Origin of the sequence: Tepidicaulis sp. (assembly GCF_965222285.1) — a bacterium.
Classification (GTDB): domain Bacteria; phylum Pseudomonadota; class Alphaproteobacteria; order Parvibaculales; family Parvibaculaceae; genus Tepidicaulis.
In genome coordinates this window covers 3309239-3325530 of record NZ_OZ244942.1, presented here as the reverse complement: position 1 = coordinate 3325530, position 16292 = coordinate 3309239, and the positions used below count along the sequence as shown (strand labels likewise).

Genomic DNA, 16292 nt, shown 5'->3' with positions numbered 1-16292 from the left:
TCTTATACCCCTATGGAGTATCCGTCAATGGAGGTTGCCTCGCGCACGACTGTAAACCGTCTGAAACGGATCGAAGGCCAGGTCCGGGGCGTCACCCGGATGCTGGAAGAGGACCGGTATTGCATAGACATTCTCCGGCAAATCCAGGCGGTCAAGGCTGCCTTGCGAAAAGTGGAAAGCGAAGTGCTGAAGCAGCACACCGGTCACTGCGTCGAACACGCCATCAAGAGCGGCTCGGCGAAAGAACAACGGGAGAAGTTCGCGGAACTTATCGATCTATTCGAGCAGATCCGGAAATGACGGAGTAACATGGCACGCTTGCGGGGAAAGACAGTGTTTTTGGGGGACGTTGCGCAAAACCGCGACAACAATCTCAATCTGCTCCGCTTTCTCGCCGCCGCTACTGTCGCGCTTTCCCATAGCTTCTTACTTGTCACGGGCGATCCGGAAAGCCGCCCGCTCATGAAGGCGACAGGCTTTTCCATCGGCTATCACGCCGTTGACATCTTTTTTGTCATCAGCGGATTTCTGGTCACGCAAAGTTGGATGCGCCGGAGTTCGTTACTGGATTTTACCGTGGCCCGCGCCTTGCGCATCTACCCGGCTCTTGCCGTATGCGTGATGCTGACCGCTCTTGTGCTGCTGCCGCCATTGAGCAATACGTCCGCTGCAGGCTACTTCTCGTCTTTCGAGACCTTTTCCTATGTTATCCTGACCGCCAGCCTTGTCTCGCCGGATGGCACATTGCCCGGTACGTTCCTTACGACGCCGGTTGCCAATGAGGTCAACGGCTCCCTTTGGACACTCAGATACGAAGTGCTGTGCTACGCGGCTCTCGCCTTTTTGGGTATGAGCGGTATCCTCGCGCGGCGCAAATGGCTGATCCGCACGGCATTTGTGATCGGCCTGCCCCTCGCCGCTCTGTCTCTTTTCCCCATCGCCTATGCCGATGACACGATCCTTGGCCACTTCGTGCGGTTTGGCCTGTGCTTCGGGCTGGGCGTACTGGCCTATGAATACCGCGCGCAAATCCCGCTTCATTGGGCTGGTGTCGTGTTTTTATTCCTGCTCACCGTGGCCATGCGGCCTTACGCTGTTTTTCCGTTGAGCTTCTACCTTCTCACCGCTTACAGTGCATTTTGGCTGGCTTATATTCCCAGCGGCTGGATCAGGAATTTCAATAAAGCTGGGGATTACTCCTATGGTCTCTACATTTATGCCTACCCGGTTCAGCAAGCGCTTGTGCTGACCATGCCGAACCTGACACCACTTCATCTCTTCGCTGTTACTCTGGCTGCGGTGCTGCCCGCTGCAATCCTGTCTTGGCATCTTGTAGAAAAGCCTGTAATGGCGAAAAAGGGTGATGCTGCGGCGCGGCTGAGACGTTTGGGCAGATGGCTTGCCAGCCGAAAGCTGATGCGATGGATATAATGGGATTGCTGGTTAGATTGCTCGCACCCGGTGCAGATCCAATTTTTATGGGATGCAATTCCCGCTTCAGACGCCGAGCAATCTGCCTCGCTTTTGTATCCATACCGACTCCATAACGAGAACGCAGGCGTTTACAGAACCGTTTGATAAAGAAAAAATCTCTCTTCTGTGTTGAAGCGGGAATTAAATCGTGCGTGAGTCAGGCTTTGGACTCGCTAAGCAAGCAAATCGGACAATCAGGCAATGAACAACGAAGACCGTTCTCCAAGTTACGCAAAAAACAGTTTGACGCTCGCCGGCGCAGTCATGCTGGGAACGGGCGTGATGATCGGCGCGGGCATTTTTGCCCTGACCGGGCAGATGGCCGAACTTTCCGGTCCGTTATTTCCAATTGCCTTTCTTTCTGCCGCCATCGTCGTTCTCTTCAGTGCTTATTCTTATGTGAAAATGTCCGCCTCTTATCCCTCGGCAGGCGGCATCGCGATGTATTTGCACAAAGCCTATGGAGATACATTACCTACGGCCTTCAATGCCCTGCTGATGTATTTTTCCATGGTTATCGCGCAAAGTTTCTTGGCCCGCACATTCGGCGCCTACACGCTGCAGCTTTTCGATATGCCTGATAACAGCATTTGGGTACCGGTCCTCGGTGTAGCACTTCTGATTGCGGCTTTCCTGATCAACCTGTCAAAGAATCAGATCATCGAAGCCGTCGCTTCATTCATTGGCATACTCAAGCTTGCTGGTATCGTACTCTTCGGCGCCGTCGGTGTATGGCTGGCGGAAGATATTGCTGCGGACTTCACTCAGGCGGACCCCCGCGTCTCATGGGAAGGGTTTCTGGCATCTACCGCGCTTGGGATTCTTGCCTTTAAAGGCTTCACAACCATCACGAATAGCGGCTCGGAGCTTACCGAACCCCATAAGAATGTGGGGCGGGCGATCCTGATCTCCATTGCCTTATGCGTCGTGATTTACGCGCTGGTCGGCTTTGCCGTGGCAAGCAATTTGTCGATCGATCAAATCATAGAAACTAAAAACTATTCTCTTGCCGCCGCAGCCCGCCCGGCACTCGGCGATCTCGGTCTCTGGTTCACCGTCCTCCTGGCCATGGCGGCAACGGCTGGCGGTATTATCGCCAGCATCTTTGCAGTGTCGCGCATGCTTGCCATGCTTACGCAAATGCGTCTGGTCGCTCATAGCCATTTCGGCATGCCTGGCAGCATCCAGAAACACACTCTCGTTTACACGGTGGTTCTGGGTATTTTTCTCACCGCTTTCTTCGATCTCACCCGGATTGCGGCGCTGGGGATCATCTTCTATCTGATCATGGATATTGCCGTGCATTGGGGCATCCTGAGATATTTGCGCAAGGAAATCGGCGCGAATAGCTTGATCCTCATATCCGCTATCCTGCTTGATCTCATCGTTCTCGGTGGCTTTGTCTGGGTTAAAGTCGGGTCCGATGTCACCGTAATAGGTGTCGCCTTAGGCGCGATGACGGTAATCTTTGTTTCCGAGGCGATCTTTTTGAAACACCGCAAGAACGACGGGCCCCAATAGCAGGAGCCTCGCGCGGAGCGGTAAAAACAGCGTCCAAAGAGGGAGAATTTGCAATGATGCAAGGAAACATGGCAGGCCCGCATCTGATCTGGATGCTTCTCCTGGGGCTAATTATTGTCATACCCTTCTGGCGCATCTGTCAAAAGGCGGGCTACCCGGGTATGTTGGGGCTGTTGTCCATCGTGCCCATTGCAAATATCGCCCTGATCTATTTTCTGGCCTTCGCCAGATGGCCCGCACAAAAAAGTGTTGAGCGCAATGCCTCTTCATAATTTGTGCGCCCGGGCAAGCGCCCGTTCGTAGCGTTCAATGGGCCTGCTTCGGTAGGCAACGCCATCATGATCATTACGACAAAGCGCTGCATGGGCGGATCATATGGCTGCCGGGGAGATGACGCAACTACCGTTTCCGGCCCATTCCAATGTCAAAGGCACAGTTCATATTGTTCGTCACTAGCAGCCGGGAGAGCTCACCTTAGCTGGATGTGATCGAGTCATAGCGGTACCAAAATTTCTGACTACTGAGGAGCTATCAGGACCCCTAGCCCAGCACAACCAAGAGCCTAATAAAAGGGGGTTGCAAATATCGATGAGACTTCGAAGCATGCCGGAAATTCGCTGGACGCCGCGTTCCCGTTCGATACGATACGCCGCATGATTGTCCGGATGGCATATTTCCTGGTGGCCCTCGCCTTGGTTCTGGCGCCCATTCCAGCCTTCGATGCGGGAATGGCTGCCTTTGCGGCGGGCCATGCGCCGGAAAGTGCCGATTCCAATATGCCGGCACATCATATGGACCGGGGCGGCCCGGCGGCACAATTGGCAATCGCCGGCCCGCAGAATTGCGATGACTGCATGTCGGCTTGCGATGAGGACGGCACCGGAGCCGTTGAGGACATGATGTCCGATTGCAAGTCACTCTGCCTTTCTCTTTGCAGCACGGGATCGTTCACGGGACTTAACCTCCCGGCCTCGGGTCTTCTTGCTTTCGCCTGCAATGAATGGATGCGCCTCCCTGCAGCTCAAGCTGTCCTTTATTCCGTTCCGGGCAGCGATCCGCCCCCTCCCCGTCTCTGACAGGACTCTGCGCTTTGCCGCAGAGGTGAGCCTGCCGTCCGGACATTATGGCCGGACGAGCGCTTTGACCTGTTTGAAGAGACCGGATTCTCATGAGACCAATTTTTCATTGGGCGGGACGGCTTGCCGCCCTCCTCCTGCCGCTTGCGGCTGCGCCTGCGCTTTCCGCCGAGCCTGCGGCACTGGGTTTTGAAGAAGCCGCCCGTCTTGCGGCGGACGCGCCTGACCCGTCACTTGCACGCCTTCATGCCCGCGCCGGGGCACTGGAAGATCTGGCCGTCGCCGACGCCGCGCTGCCAGACCCCAAGCTCCGGGCAGGATTCTTGAATTTTCCAACCGATACGTTCCGCGATGCGCAGGAGCCGATGACGCAATATCAGATCGGCCTGCGGCAGGACTTTCCGCCGGGCGACACGCTTTCCTTTAAAGGACAGGAACGCCAGGCCGAAGCTGGAATCGCGCAGCATGAAAAGGGACTTTTGAGACGGCAGATCGTCTTCGACGTGCGGCGCGCCTGGCTCGATCTGTTTCTTGCCGAAAGAGCCAAACATATTGCCGAGGAAAATCTCGGCGCCTTGCGCGAACTGGCCGGCGCGCAAACCGCATCGTTTGCCAGCGGACGGTCCGGCGGGCAAGACATCTTCCGGGCCGAACTTGAAATCGCCCTGATGGAAGAACGTCTCTCCGCGCTGGCGCAGAGCCAGGAGAAGGCGAAAGCCCGGCTCGGGCGCTATATCGGCGCACATGCGGCCCGTCCGCTCCCTGCCGGACTTCCCGCTCTTGGCGCACCTGCTTCCCCGGACATTTTGAAAGAGGCGCTTGCCGCGCATCCCGCGGTCAAGGCGGAGGAAGCCGCTATCCGCCGGGAGGAGGCCGAGATCGGCATTGCCGAAGAAGCTTACAAGCCCGCCTGGGGCATAGAGGCGGGATATGGATACAGAGCTGGCGGCCAGGCGGACTTTGCCAGCATCGGGGTGACGCTCTCGATCCCTCTGTTTACGGCAAACCGGCAGGACCGGCGGCTATCGGCTGCCATGAAGGAGCGCGAGGCGGCGCGTCTTGGCCGGGCGGCCCTTTTGCGGGACCTGGCGCGCGATCTTGAGACGGCGCTTGCCGATTGGCGCCAGTTCGAAAAACGGCGCGCGCTCTATGAGAACGCCGTTACGGGACGGGCGCGCGCAGCGGCTCAGGCCTCCGTCAATGCCTATGCGAATGGCACGGCCGATTTTCCCGAAATCGTCCGGGACCGTGTTGCCGTGTTCGAAGCCGAACTCGCCCTTCTTGCGGTGCAGGTGGATCAAGCCAAAGCCTGGGCCGCCATCGCTTACCTCACAGGAGACAATCATGAATAAGCCGTTTCTGATTCTGGCTGCCGGCGTGCCGGTTCTTGCTCTTGCAGCGGGTTTTTTTGCCGGGCGGATAAGCGGAACCGCGCCCGGCGCCGAAAAGGCCGCCGCCGCGGAAGAAAGCGAAATCCTTTACTGGGTCGCGCCGATGGACCCGAATTACCGGCGCGACGCCCCGGGCAAATCACCCATGGGGATGGACCTCGTTCCCGTTTATGCCGGGGACGCCAAGGCGCAGGAGGACGAACCTGCGCTGCGTATCGATCCGGCGGTCGTCAACATGCTCGGTGTGCGCACGGCGCCGGTAACGCGCGGCCCGCTTCTTCTTGATGTTGAAACAGTCGGCTTCGTCAGCCCGGATGAGGAAAAACTGTCGGACATCAATCTGCGCAGCGAAGGCTGGGTGGAGGAACTGGCGGTGCGCGCGGCAGGCGAACGGGTGGAGAAAGGACAGCTTCTCTTCAAGCTCTATTCGCCCGGCCTCGTCGCTGCGCAGCGCGAATATTTGCAAGCACGCAAGCTCGGCGGAAAAGGGTTGACCGAAGCGGCGTGGGAGAGGCTGATCGCGCTCGGTATGGACGCACGGCAGATTGCCGGAATCGAGCGTGACGGCAAAGCAAAGCGGCTTGTCGGCATTTATGCGCCGCAATCGGGAACCGTGCTTGCCCTGAAGGTGCGCGAGGGCATGTTCGTGCAGCCATCCGACAGGACCATGCGTATTGCCGACCTGTCATCCGTCTGGATCATGGCGGATATATTCGAGACAGCAATTGGCCGGATTGCGGAAGGTCAGCATGCAGCCATCACCCTGCCCGCCTTTCCAGGCGATACATGGGAGGGCGAAGTCGATTATGTTTATCCGACCGCCGACCCGCGCACGCGCACTGTGCCTGTGCGGCTGCGCCTGAAAAATCCGGAGCGCCGTCTCCGGCCGGCGATGTTCGCAAATGTGCGAATCCGCAGCGAGGCAGCAGAAGACGCGCTGACCGTTCCCGCCTCGGCCATCATCCGGCAGGGCACGCAAGAACGCGCCGTGCTTTCACTCGGCAGCGGCCGCTTCCGCCCGGCCGCGATCACGGCGGGCCTTGAAGCAAATGACCGCGTTCAGATCATGAACGGCCTTCAGGAGGGGGAAGAAGTCGTCACCTCCGCGCATTTTCTCATCGATTCCGAAGCAAGCCTGGAGCCGGGGCTTCTACGGCTTGCGTCGGACAAAATGGAGGCCGGCGAAGAGATGACGGGGGATATGCCCGGCGGTGATGCCGCATATGAGGCAATGGCCACCATCCAATCCCTCGACCCTGCCGAACGCCGGATCACCCTCGATCACGAGCCGGTTCCGGGGCTCGGATGGCCCGCCATGATCATGGGCTTTTCCGTTGCCGACGGCATCCCCCTGGACGGATTGAAGCCCGGCATGCGCGTTCACTTCACTTTCCGGAAAATCGAAACGGGATATGAGGCAACGGCCATCCATCCCATGAAGAGCGGAACGGGACCGGAGGACATGGAGTGATTGCAAATCTGATCCACTGGTCGATCACCAACCGCTTTCTTGTGCTGATCGGCGCCCTCTTTCTTGCCGTGGCCGGGTTCGCCGCCGTGCGGACCACGCCGCTCGATGCGATCCCCGATCTTTCGGATGTGCAAGTCATCGTTAAAACGACCTATCCGGGCCAAGCACCGCAAGTCGTGGAGGACCAGGTCACATATCCGCTTGCCACGGCCATGTTATCCGTTCCCGGCGCCGTGAGCGTGCGTGGCTATTCGTTTTTCAACGACTCCTACCTCTATGTGATTTTCGAAGACGGCACGGACCTATATTGGGCGCGGTCCCGCGTGCTGGAATATCTCAGCCAGGCCGCGCCGCGTCTTCCGGATGCGGCACAGCCCTCGCTCGGGCCAGATGCGACCGGGGTTGGCTGGGTCTATCAATATGCGCTGGTGGACCGGAGCGGAGAGCACGATCTAGCCCAGCTTCGCGCGCTGCAGGACTGGTTTCTGAAATACGAGCTGCAAACGGTAGAAGGCGTTTCGGAGGTCGCCACCATTGGCGGCATGGTCAAGCAGTATCAGGTGATTGCCGATCCGGACAAACTACGCGCTTACAACATTCCGCTCTCCAAGGTGCGCACGGCCATCGAACGCGGCAATCAGGAAACCGGCGGGCGCATTCTCGAGATGGCGGAAGCTGAATATATGATCCGCGCCAATGGGTATGTCCGCTCGGTGGAGGACCTTGAGCGCATTCCGCTGGTGGCGGACACGCGGGGCACGCCCATCCTTCTGCGCGATGTCGCCGACGTGCGCCTCGGGCCGGACCTGCGCCGCGGCATCGGCGAGCTGAACGGCGAAGGAGAGGCCGTGGGCGGCGTCATTATCATGCGGTATGGCGAGAACGCGCTCGCCACGATTGCCCGCGTCAAAGAAAAACTCGGAAATCTCAAGGCAGGCCTGCCTGAGGGGGTCGAGGTCGTGACGACCTATGACCGCTCCGCCCTGATCGCGCGCGCAGTTTCCACGCTGCAAGAAAAGCTTATCGAGGAATTCGTCATCGTCGCGCTTGTCTGCGCGCTCTTTCTCTTCCATCTGCGTTCTTCGCTCGTCGTCGTCATCAGCTTGCCTCTGGGCGTGCTGGCCGCCTTCATCGTGATGAAGCTGCAAGGCATAAACGCCAACATCATGTCTCTGGGCGGCATCATCATTGCCGTGGGCACCATGGTCGACGCGGCCATCGTGATGATCGAGAATGTGCACAAGAAACTCGAAGGACATCACTTCGATCCGGCGGAGAGATGGCGTGCCGTCGGCGAGGCCTGCGCGGAGGTGGGCCCGCCCATCTTCTTTTCCGTGCTGATCATCACGTTGAGCTTTCTTCCCATCCTCGCGCTGGAAGCGCAGGAAGGGCGCATGTTCGCGCCGCTGGCCTATACGAAAACCTATGCGATGGCGGCTTCGGCAGCGCTTTCCGTGACGCTGGTGCCGGTTCTGATCGGATTTCTGGTGCGCGGAAAGATTGCCCCGGAAAACAGCAATCCCGCCAACCGGCTTTTGACTGCGCTTTACAGGCCCTTGATCAATTTTGCCGTCAACCGGCCGGCGGCAATTCTGGGGGTTGCCGGCCTTGTGCTGATCAGCGCGGCCGTACCTTATTCCCGTCTCGGCACGGAGTTCATGCCGGAACTCAATGAAGGAGACCTGCTTTATATGCCGAGTGCCTTCCCGGCCGCCTCGCCAGGGACCATGTCCTATCTTCTCCATCAGACCAACAAGCTCATCAAAACGGTTCCGGAGGTGGAAACCGTACATGGCAAAGCGGGCCGGGCGGAGACGGCAACCGATCCGGCTCCCCTGTCCATGATCGAAACGGTGATCCGCCTCAAACCGCGTGACGAATGGCGCGCGGGCATGACAATGGAAAAGCTCAAACAGGAGCTTGACCGGATTGTCGACATTCCGGGCCTTACCAATGTCTGGATCATGCCAATCAAGAACCGGCTCGACATGCTTGCGACCGGCATCAAGACGCCGGTCGGCATCAAGGTCGCCGGACCGGATCTCGGCGTCATCAACGATATCGGCGCGCGCATCGAGACATTGCTGCGCGAGGTCGATGGCACGGCGTCGGTCTATGCCGAGCGCGTGACGGGCGGGCGTTTCGTCGATATCGATATCGACCGTGAGAAAGCCGCACGCCTCGGCCTCAACATCGCCGATGTTCACGAGGTGGTGCGTACGGCCATTGGCGGCATGGCGCTTGGCGAAAGCGTGGAAGGGCTTCAACGCTTTCCCATTAATTTGCGCTACCCGCAAGAGGTACGGAACACGCCGGGCAAATTGCGCATGCTGCCCATCGTCACCAGTGCAGGCGCGCATGTGCCGCTCGGCCAGGTCGCGGACATCCGCGTCTCGGACGGGCCCGGTATGATCCGCAGCGAGAATGCGCGCCTCAATGGCTGGATCTATGTCGATGTGAGCGGCCGCGATATCGGCTCTTATGTGGACGAAGCCAGGCGAGCGCTCTCATCCGGGCTCGACCTGCCCCCCGGCTATTCTCTCTCCTGGTCCGGGCAATATGAATATCTGCTGCGCGCACAGGAACGGTTGACGCTGCTCGGGCCGCTCATGCTCTTCATCATTGCCGGGCTGCTTTATCTCGCCTTCAAGGATGTGCGCGACGTGCTCATTATCCTGGGCACGCTCCCCTTTGCGCTTGTCGGCGGGCTGTGGCTGGTCGATCTGTTGCAGTTCAACCTCTCCGTTGCCGTGGCCGTCGGCTTTATCGCGCTGGCGGGCGTGGCCATCGAGGTCGGCGTCCTGATGATCATGTATCTGCGCCAGGAAGTGCAGGCGCTGAAAGACCGGGCGGAAAGCGCGGGCCGCCCGCCAACGCCGGAAGAGGTCAAGGACGCGGTGCGGCAAGGCGCCCTGCGCCGGCTGCGGCCCATCGCGATGACCTTTCTGACCATCATTGCAGGGCTCCTGCCCGTCATGGTGACGCGCGGCACAGGCACAGAGGTGATGGCGCCCATCGCCGCGCCCATGATCGGCGGCATCTTGAGCGCCACAGCCCTCGCGCTCCTGGTCATTCCGGCAATCTATGTCTGGTGGCATAGCCGGGATACGGAACCCGTCTGAGAGACAAGGAGCGCCTCCTTGAGAATGCGAAACCGTTTGTCTCTGCGGACAGGCCTGTCGTTGTAATCGTTGAGCGCGGCGCAGCCGTGCGAATAAGCAGGATGACGCTTCAGCGGCGGCAGGTGCATGCACCTGCCATATCCTGCCCCCGCTACGACAGGGAAATTTTGTGCAATCTCGTGCAAAGACGTGCAATCTCATACAAACTCATGCAGTTTTTCCTGCAATCGTGCAATGCATAGAAAAAACAAACACTTAGTGTGGTGAGTGATTTTAGATGGATTGGCTGCTTGTCAAAGGCCGCGCGAATCGAACAGGAGGGCCAGGTCAATTAACCTGGCCCTCCCTTAAATTACTCAAGTTTCCCTGGCATGGGCCAGCCGGTAGATGGCCGGTAGCACGAGCAGCGTGAGCAGCGTAGAGGAGATGATGCCGCCGATTACCACGGTGGCGAGTGGGCGTTGCACCTCGGCACCTGCGCTTGTGGCAAGCGCCATGGGGACGAAGCCGAGCGAGGCGACCAGCGCTGTCATCAGCACCGGACGGAGCCGTTTGGAGGCGCCTTCCCAGATCGCTTCATCCAGTCCCTTTCCTTGCTGGCGCAAGTTGTTGATGAAACTGATGATGACGAGGCCGTTAAGCACGGCAACGCCAGAAAGCGCGATAAAGCCGACCCCTGCCGAGATGGAAAGCGGCAGACCACGCAAGGCGAGGGCGGCAAGCCCACCGGTCAGGGCGAAGGGCACGCCGGAGAAGACCAGCATTGCGTCCTTTGCGTTGCCAAGGCTGGCAAAAAGAAGCGCAAAGATGAGCACCAGCGCCGCCGGGACGACGATACTGAGGCGTTGCGCCGCCGAGACGAGTTGCTCGAACTGCCCGCCCCATTCGACCCAGTAGCCGGGGGGAAGGTTTACTCCGGCATCTACGGCGGCCTGCGCTTCCTCGACAAAGGAGCCCAGGTCGCGGTCTCTTATGTTGGCCGACACGGTGATGCGGCGCTTGCTGTTTTCCCGACTGATCTGGTTGGGGCCAGGTACGAGGCGGATATCCGCCACGGCCTGAAGCGGCACGACACGCGGCATTGCCCCGTCAAACGGCGAATAGGAGGCGGGCTGCGCCGTTTCGTCCGTATGCTCCGGCGGCAGGGGAATGGGCAAGTCTTTCAGCCTGCCGATATCCTCCCGAAGATTCTCGGGAAGACGGACTATGACCGGCGTGCGCCAGTCTCCTTCATAAAGGGTGCCCGCCCGCGCCCCTCCCATGGCGGCACGCGCCACATCCTGAATATCCGCCACATTGAGGCCGAAGCGGGCCGCCATGTCCCGCTTGATCTCAATGGAGAGCACAGGCAGGCCGGAAACCTGTTCCACATTCACGCCCGAAGCGCCTTCGATTTGCCGGATGACCGCTGCCACTTCATTGGCCGAGGCAAGCAGCGTGTCCATGTCATCGCCATAGATCTTGATGCCGAGATCGGCGCGCACGCCGGAAATCAGCTCATTGAAGCGTAGCTCGATAGGCTGAGAGATTTCATAGTTATTGCCGGGCAGCGTGGCCAGGATCGCATCTATCTCTTCCAGCAGGGCTTCCTTGGATTTGCCGGGGTCCGGCCATTCGTCTCTTGGTTTCATCATGACATAGCCATCGGAGATGCTGGGCGGCATGGCATCCGTTGCCACCTCCGCCGTGCCGGTTCTCGCAAAGACCTCCCGCACCTCTGGCAGCTTTAGCAACGCCTTTTCGATTTTCTGCTGCATCTCGACGGATTGGGTGAGGCTGGTACCCGGCGCGCGCAGTGCCTGCACGGCAACATCCCCTTCATCAAGGCGGGGAATAAACTCCGTGCCGAAGCGGGTGGCGCCCAGCCCGGCAAGAATGACGAGCACGGAGGCGCCAGCTGCGATGGCTTTCTGATGCCGCATCGCCCAGCCGAGCGCAGGATCATACGCCTTTTGCGCCCAGCGCATCACCGGGCTTTCTTTCTCCACTACATCGCCGCGAATGAAAATGGCGATGGCTGCCGGTACGAAGGTCAGCGCCAGAACCATGGCTGAAAGAAGCGCGATTACGACGGTGAGCGCCATGGGGGTGAACATTTTGCCTTCAACGCCGGTGAGAGTCAGTACGGGCAGATAGACCACCGTGATGATGAACGACCCGAACATGGCCGGTGTTATCACCTCACGTGTCGCATCCGTCACAACAGCAAAGCGGTCTTTCATGCTCAGCGCATGGCCGAATCGCTTCTGCTCCTCTGACAAACGCCGCAGGCAGTTTTCGACAATGATAACGGCGCCGTCCACGATCAGCCCGAAGTCGATGGCGCCAAGACTCATCAGGTTTGCGCTTATCTTGTATTCAACCATGCCGCTGACCGTGATGAGCATGGAAAGGGGAATGACGGCCGCGGTGATCAGTGCGGCTCGGAAATTGCGCAGCAGCACGAAGAGCACAACAATGACAAGGATAGCGCCTTCCACGAGATTGGTGCGCACCGTAGCAATGGTTTTTTGAACCAACGAGGTCCGGTCATATAGCGTTGCGATCTTTACGCCAGGCGGCAGACTTTTTTGAATTGCTTCGAGTTTTCTTCCGACATCCGCCGCTACATCACGGCTGTTCTCACCGATCAGCATGACTGCGGTGCCAAGCACGGTTTCCCGGCCATTGTGGGTTGCCGCGCCGGTACGCAGTTCCTTACCGAATGTGACCTCCGCCACATCATGCACATAGATGGGCTGTCCCTTATGCGTGCCGAGCAGTATCTCCGCGAATTCGCTCACCTTTTCCACTTGTCCAGGCACGCGGATAAGATATTGCTCGCCACTCCGTTCGATATAGCCTGCGCCGACATTGACATTGTTCTGTTCGAGTGCACGTACCACGTCGTGAAAACTGAGATTGTAGGAGGTGAGCTTGTAAGGGTCGGGCACGACATGAAGCTGTCGCTCATATCCGCCAATAGCATTGACTTCGACGACGCCGCCCACGGTACGCAGTTGGGGGCGCACTACCCAGTCATGCAGTGCGCGGAGGTCCGATAGAGTATAAGGCGCGCCTTCTTCCGTCAGGGTGCCGGGCTCTGCCTCCACCGTGTACATATAGATTTCGCCAAGGCCCGTCGATATGGGCCCCATGGTGGTGTCGACGTCCGTAGGCAACTCGCCCGATACGGCCTGAATGCGCTCGCCGATCAATTGCCGTGCACGGTAGATATCTGTTCCATCCTCAAAAACAACGGTGATCTGGGAAAGACCGTAACGCGACAGGGAGCGTGTATAATCCAGTCCCGGAAGCCCGCCCATGGCTGTTTCGAGCGGAAAGGTGACGCGCTGCTCTACTTCGACGGGCGAGTAGCCAGGCGCGGCGGAATTTATCTGCACCTGGACATTTGTGATGTCCGGCACGGCATCGATAGGCAGGCGTGTGAAGTTGTAAATGCCGACAGCGGCGACGAATGCGGTAGTCAACAAGACCAGCCAGCGATGCGCCACACAGAAGGAAACGATACGGGAAATCATGCGTGCCTCCCTCAATGCGCATGGGAGGCGGCATTCTTGCCTGCCTCAGCTTTGAGAATGAATGCGTTTTCCGCCACATAAGCCTCGCCGGATGCCAAGCCGCCGAGAATTTCGGCATGGGCGTCATCCGTGCGGCCAATTGTGATCCGGCGCTCCTCAAACTCTCCCTCCCCGGCAGGCACATATATGATGGGGTCAGCCCCCTCATATTGGACCGCGCTGCGGGCAATCACGACGGAAGCTTCGGCAGGCTGCAAACTCACCTTGGCGGTGACATAGAGACCCGGTTTCAGATGGCCTTCCACATTGGGCACGACAGCGCGCGCGAGCAGGCTTTGCGTGTCTTGCGCGGCGATGGGCGAGACGTAGCTGATTTTCGATGTGACAGGTTTTTCATTCATGCGCCCTTCAAAAGTGACGGCCTGGCCTTCACGAATGAGATCGGCATCATGTGTGTGGACCTGCATATCCAGCCAGACGGAGCTAAGATCGGCAATCACCATCAAGGTGTCGCTCGTTCCCGCATATTGGCCCGGTGCAACATTCCATTGCACGATCTGCCCGCTGCTTGGGGCGCGCAAGGTATAGGCGCGCAGGCTTTCATTGCTTTCCATCACGGCGAGGGCGTCACCTTCGTCGACCCTTTCGCCGAGACGTCTCTTCACATCCAGCACGACTCCCGAAAAGCGCGGCACGATGTGAACCAATTTCTCCTGATTGGGCCGGATGAGGCCAAACACACTCAGTGAGGGTGTGATTGTTCCTGCCTCGGCCCGGCGGATGCCGAGCTCCGCCGTTGCAAGTTGATCTTCGGAGAGATGGATTGTTTCTTCCTCATGCTCTCCTTCTTTGTGCTCCTCTTCATGCTTCTCACCCTCGTGGCGGCCATCCTCTTCGTGCGGCCCGCTTGCATAGGCCGGAGCGGCAAGAAGGAGCAGAACGCTGAGGAACAGGAACATCTTCTTTGAGGTGGAATTTTTCATGTCAATTACTCTCCGGCTTTGCGGCGGGGTGCGGCGCCGGTATTCAGAAGGTCGAGACCTGTTAGTCCGGCGATTTCAGCGGCGGCATTGCGGCAGGCGAGCACGGCCTCTACGGCCTGCATCTCGCTTTCAATCTCCGTTTGTGTGGTTCCCAGGAGATCGAGCACGCCAAAGCGTCCCCGCACATACCCATCACGAATGGTCCGGGAGGTCTGCTTGGCAGCAGGTACGACCGAGCGATTCAAGCGCTCGGCTTCACCGCACCGGCCGGTATAAGCCTGATAGGCTTCCTGCAGTTTCCGGCTCAGCTCGGTATAGGAGAGGCGGGCGCTGAGATCCGCCTGGGTAATGCGGCTTGCTGCAGCGTCGATGTTGCCTCTGTTCCGGTCGAAAACGGTGAGGGGAATCGAGAAGGAAACCAGAAAGGCGCTTTCATCCGTTGCGTTGAAATATCTTGTGCCCGCGCTGATCGTAGGATCCGGCACAGCCTTTGCCCGCTCCAGATCGAAAGCGGCCCGGCGTTGATCGATTTCCGCGCGCCTGCTTTCAAGCAGAGGGTTTTCCTCCAGGCGCGCATTCAGTTCCGCGAAAGAGGGCAGAGGAGTTTCCGGAACACCAAAGGTCCCTGCCGCTTCTACCGGACGGTAGGCTGGCTCGGACCAAAGCGCCAGAAGCGCCTGCTGCGCCGTTCGCAATTGTGTTTCGCTTTTGGATACCCGGATTTCGGCCAGATCGAGCGCGAGCTGACCCCGGTTCAAGTCCGCTTCCGAAGATGCACCCCGCTCCACCTTTTCGCGTAAGGCAGGCAAGAGATGCCGGATAGCCTCTGCGGCATCTTTGGCGGCTTTTATTTGTTCCTGAGCGGCAAGCAGATGATTGAAGGCTATCGAAACATCTTTCTGGAGGACCCGTTCGGTTGCGTTTCGTGCCGTTTGCGAGACGGCTTCGGCCTGTTGTGCGGCTTCGACGCGCGCCGCGCGTTTGCCGCCAATCTCAATGCGTTGGGACAGGCTCACGGTAAAATCGGCTTCGTCTATGCCCTCATAAGGACCGGAGCCGAGCATATTTTCTGCCTCCGCCCCGATTTCGGGGTTAGGCAGCACGGCGGCTTGCCGGGAAAGCGCTTTGCGTTCTTCAAGACCCTGCGCTGCCCTTTCAATGGACAGGTTCTGAGTGAGGGCAATCTGGACGGCTTCGGAGAGAGTGACGGGGTCTGCCGCCAGCGCGGGAAATGTCTGCGCAGAAAGCAGGCATGCGCAAAGCATCCCCTGCCGCAGCAAGCGGGTATTGGCTCTCATGGATCACCTGTAGATAGACGGATATCGGAGCGCCCGGCACGGGGCGCGGTTCATTCAGGCGATCAAATATTGAGGAGGGGGCCCATCGGGAGTGAGGGCAAGGCTTTCAACGTCTGTTGCCCTGCCTGGATTTAAACGATCCTGGCCCGAAAAGATGCGAACAAAATGCGGGGCAGGCACGTCCATGTGCTGGAATACATGGCAGACTTCGCACTTGTCGGGGCCGGGGGCATCGTCGCTGTGGTCAACACTTTCACTGCTGACCGTCAAGCCGGACATTGCGCGGTCCAACGTCAAATCATGTGTGACGGCCAGCGACAGCAGGCTGAACACAATGCTGAATATCATGATTTTGGACGTGAACTTAATCATCGCTGTCATTATGCGCAGCGGATACGCAAAAGCAATACATGTCCCTCGCCGTGACCATCAGCCG

The 16292-nt window shown here is 58.8% G+C and carries 12 protein-coding genes; 8 read left to right on the top strand and 4 right to left on the bottom strand.

All coding sequences use genetic code 11. The features are described from left to right. Positions 1-27 precede the first annotated feature (27 nt). The 8 genes from ACOQOT_RS15930 to ACOQOT_RS15895 all read left to right on the top strand — a co-directional run bounded on the left by ACOQOT_RS15930 (position 28) and on the right by ACOQOT_RS15895 (position 10054). Entirely contained in the window at positions 28-300 is a 273-nt protein-coding gene (locus ACOQOT_RS15930; RefSeq protein WP_121882047.1) for a metal-sensitive transcriptional regulator, read from the top strand. A 9-nt stretch (positions 301-309) separates the two neighbouring features. Beyond that, a complete protein-coding gene (locus ACOQOT_RS15925; protein ID WP_121881969.1) occupies positions 310-1431 on the top strand; it encodes an acyltransferase family protein in 1122 nt (373 codons plus the stop codon). Between the two features lie 243 nt (positions 1432-1674). Beyond that, a complete protein-coding gene (locus ACOQOT_RS15920) occupies positions 1675-2994 on the top strand; it encodes an APC family permease (RefSeq protein WP_121881967.1) in 1320 nt (439 codons plus the stop codon). 53 nt (positions 2995-3047) lie between these two features. Beyond that, positions 3048-3266 (top strand): hypothetical protein, encoded by a 219-nt coding sequence (locus ACOQOT_RS15915; RefSeq protein ID WP_121881965.1) that lies wholly within the window; start codon positions 3048-3050, stop codon positions 3264-3266. Between the two features lie 381 nt (positions 3267-3647). Further along, the gene (locus tag ACOQOT_RS15910) at positions 3648-4070 is read left to right on the top strand and encodes a hypothetical protein (protein ID WP_121881963.1); all 423 of its coding nucleotides are present in this window, start codon (positions 3648-3650) and stop codon (positions 4068-4070) included. Between the two features lie 92 nt (positions 4071-4162). Next, entirely contained in the window at positions 4163-5422 is a 1260-nt protein-coding gene (locus ACOQOT_RS15905; protein WP_121881961.1) for a TolC family protein, read from the top strand. Further along, positions 5415-6932: an efflux RND transporter periplasmic adaptor subunit gene (locus ACOQOT_RS15900; protein ID WP_121881959.1), complete on the top strand. Its 1518-nt coding sequence runs from the start codon at positions 5415-5417 to the stop codon at positions 6930-6932. Before ACOQOT_RS15905 ends, ACOQOT_RS15900 begins: the two co-directional genes overlap by 8 nt. Beyond that, positions 6929-10054, top strand: coding sequence for an efflux RND transporter permease subunit (locus tag ACOQOT_RS15895; RefSeq protein ID WP_121881957.1), 3126 nt, complete (start codon positions 6929-6931; stop codon positions 10052-10054). The genes ACOQOT_RS15900 and ACOQOT_RS15895 overlap by 4 nt, the downstream gene beginning before the upstream one ends. Before the next feature lie 356 nt (positions 10055-10410). Here the strand turns inward: ACOQOT_RS15895 and ACOQOT_RS15890 are convergent, their stop codons facing one another. From ACOQOT_RS15890 to ACOQOT_RS15875, 4 genes are read right to left on the bottom strand one after another with little or no spacing between them, the layout of a single operon-like run. After that, positions 10411-13575 carry a CusA/CzcA family heavy metal efflux RND transporter gene (locus tag ACOQOT_RS15890; RefSeq protein ID WP_121881955.1) on the bottom strand — a complete coding sequence of 1055 codons (3165 nt, stop codon included), beginning with the start codon at positions 13573-13575 and terminating at the stop codon, positions 10411-10413. A gap of 11 nt (positions 13576-13586) precedes the next feature. Beyond that, complete coding sequence (locus ACOQOT_RS15885) at positions 13587-14558, bottom strand: efflux RND transporter periplasmic adaptor subunit (RefSeq protein WP_121881953.1); 972 nt, start codon at positions 14556-14558, stop codon at positions 13587-13589. 5 nt (positions 14559-14563) lie between these two features. Next, positions 14564-15856: a TolC family protein gene (locus tag ACOQOT_RS15880; RefSeq protein ID WP_121881951.1), complete on the bottom strand. Its 1293-nt coding sequence runs from the start codon at positions 15854-15856 to the stop codon at positions 14564-14566. Between the two features lie 54 nt (positions 15857-15910). Continuing rightward, complete coding sequence (locus ACOQOT_RS15875) at positions 15911-16228, bottom strand: hypothetical protein (RefSeq protein ID WP_121881949.1); 318 nt, start codon at positions 16226-16228, stop codon at positions 15911-15913. Between the last annotated feature and the right edge of the window lie 64 nt (positions 16229-16292).

Bases quoted from the DNA above. Each gene is read 5' to 3' on its own strand.
- ACOQOT_RS15920 (WP_121881967.1), top strand. From the start codon at position 1,675: ATGAACAACGAAGACCGTTCTCCAAGTTACGCAAAAAACAGTTTGACG.
- ACOQOT_RS15890 (WP_121881955.1), bottom strand. From the start codon at position 13,575: ATGATTTCCCGTATCGTTTCCTTCTGTGTGGCGCATCGCTGGCTGGTC.
- ACOQOT_RS15925 (WP_121881969.1), top strand. From the start codon at position 310: ATGGCACGCTTGCGGGGAAAGACAGTGTTTTTGGGGGACGTTGCGCAA.
- ACOQOT_RS15910 (WP_121881963.1), top strand. From the start codon at position 3,648: ATGATTGTCCGGATGGCATATTTCCTGGTGGCCCTCGCCTTGGTTCTG.
- ACOQOT_RS15930 (WP_121882047.1), top strand. From the start codon at position 28: ATGGAGGTTGCCTCGCGCACGACTGTAAACCGTCTGAAACGGATCGAA.
- ACOQOT_RS15905 (WP_121881961.1), top strand. From the start codon at position 4,163: ATGAGACCAATTTTTCATTGGGCGGGACGGCTTGCCGCCCTCCTCCTG.
- ACOQOT_RS15875 (WP_121881949.1), bottom strand. From the start codon at position 16,228: ATGATTAAGTTCACGTCCAAAATCATGATATTCAGCATTGTGTTCAGC.
- ACOQOT_RS15915 (WP_121881965.1), top strand. From the start codon at position 3,048: ATGATGCAAGGAAACATGGCAGGCCCGCATCTGATCTGGATGCTTCTC.
- ACOQOT_RS15880 (WP_121881951.1), bottom strand. From the start codon at position 15,856: ATGAGAGCCAATACCCGCTTGCTGCGGCAGGGGATGCTTTGCGCATGC.
- ACOQOT_RS15900 (WP_121881959.1), top strand. From the start codon at position 5,415: ATGAATAAGCCGTTTCTGATTCTGGCTGCCGGCGTGCCGGTTCTTGCT.
- ACOQOT_RS15885 (WP_121881953.1), bottom strand. From the start codon at position 14,558: ATGAAAAATTCCACCTCAAAGAAGATGTTCCTGTTCCTCAGCGTTCTG.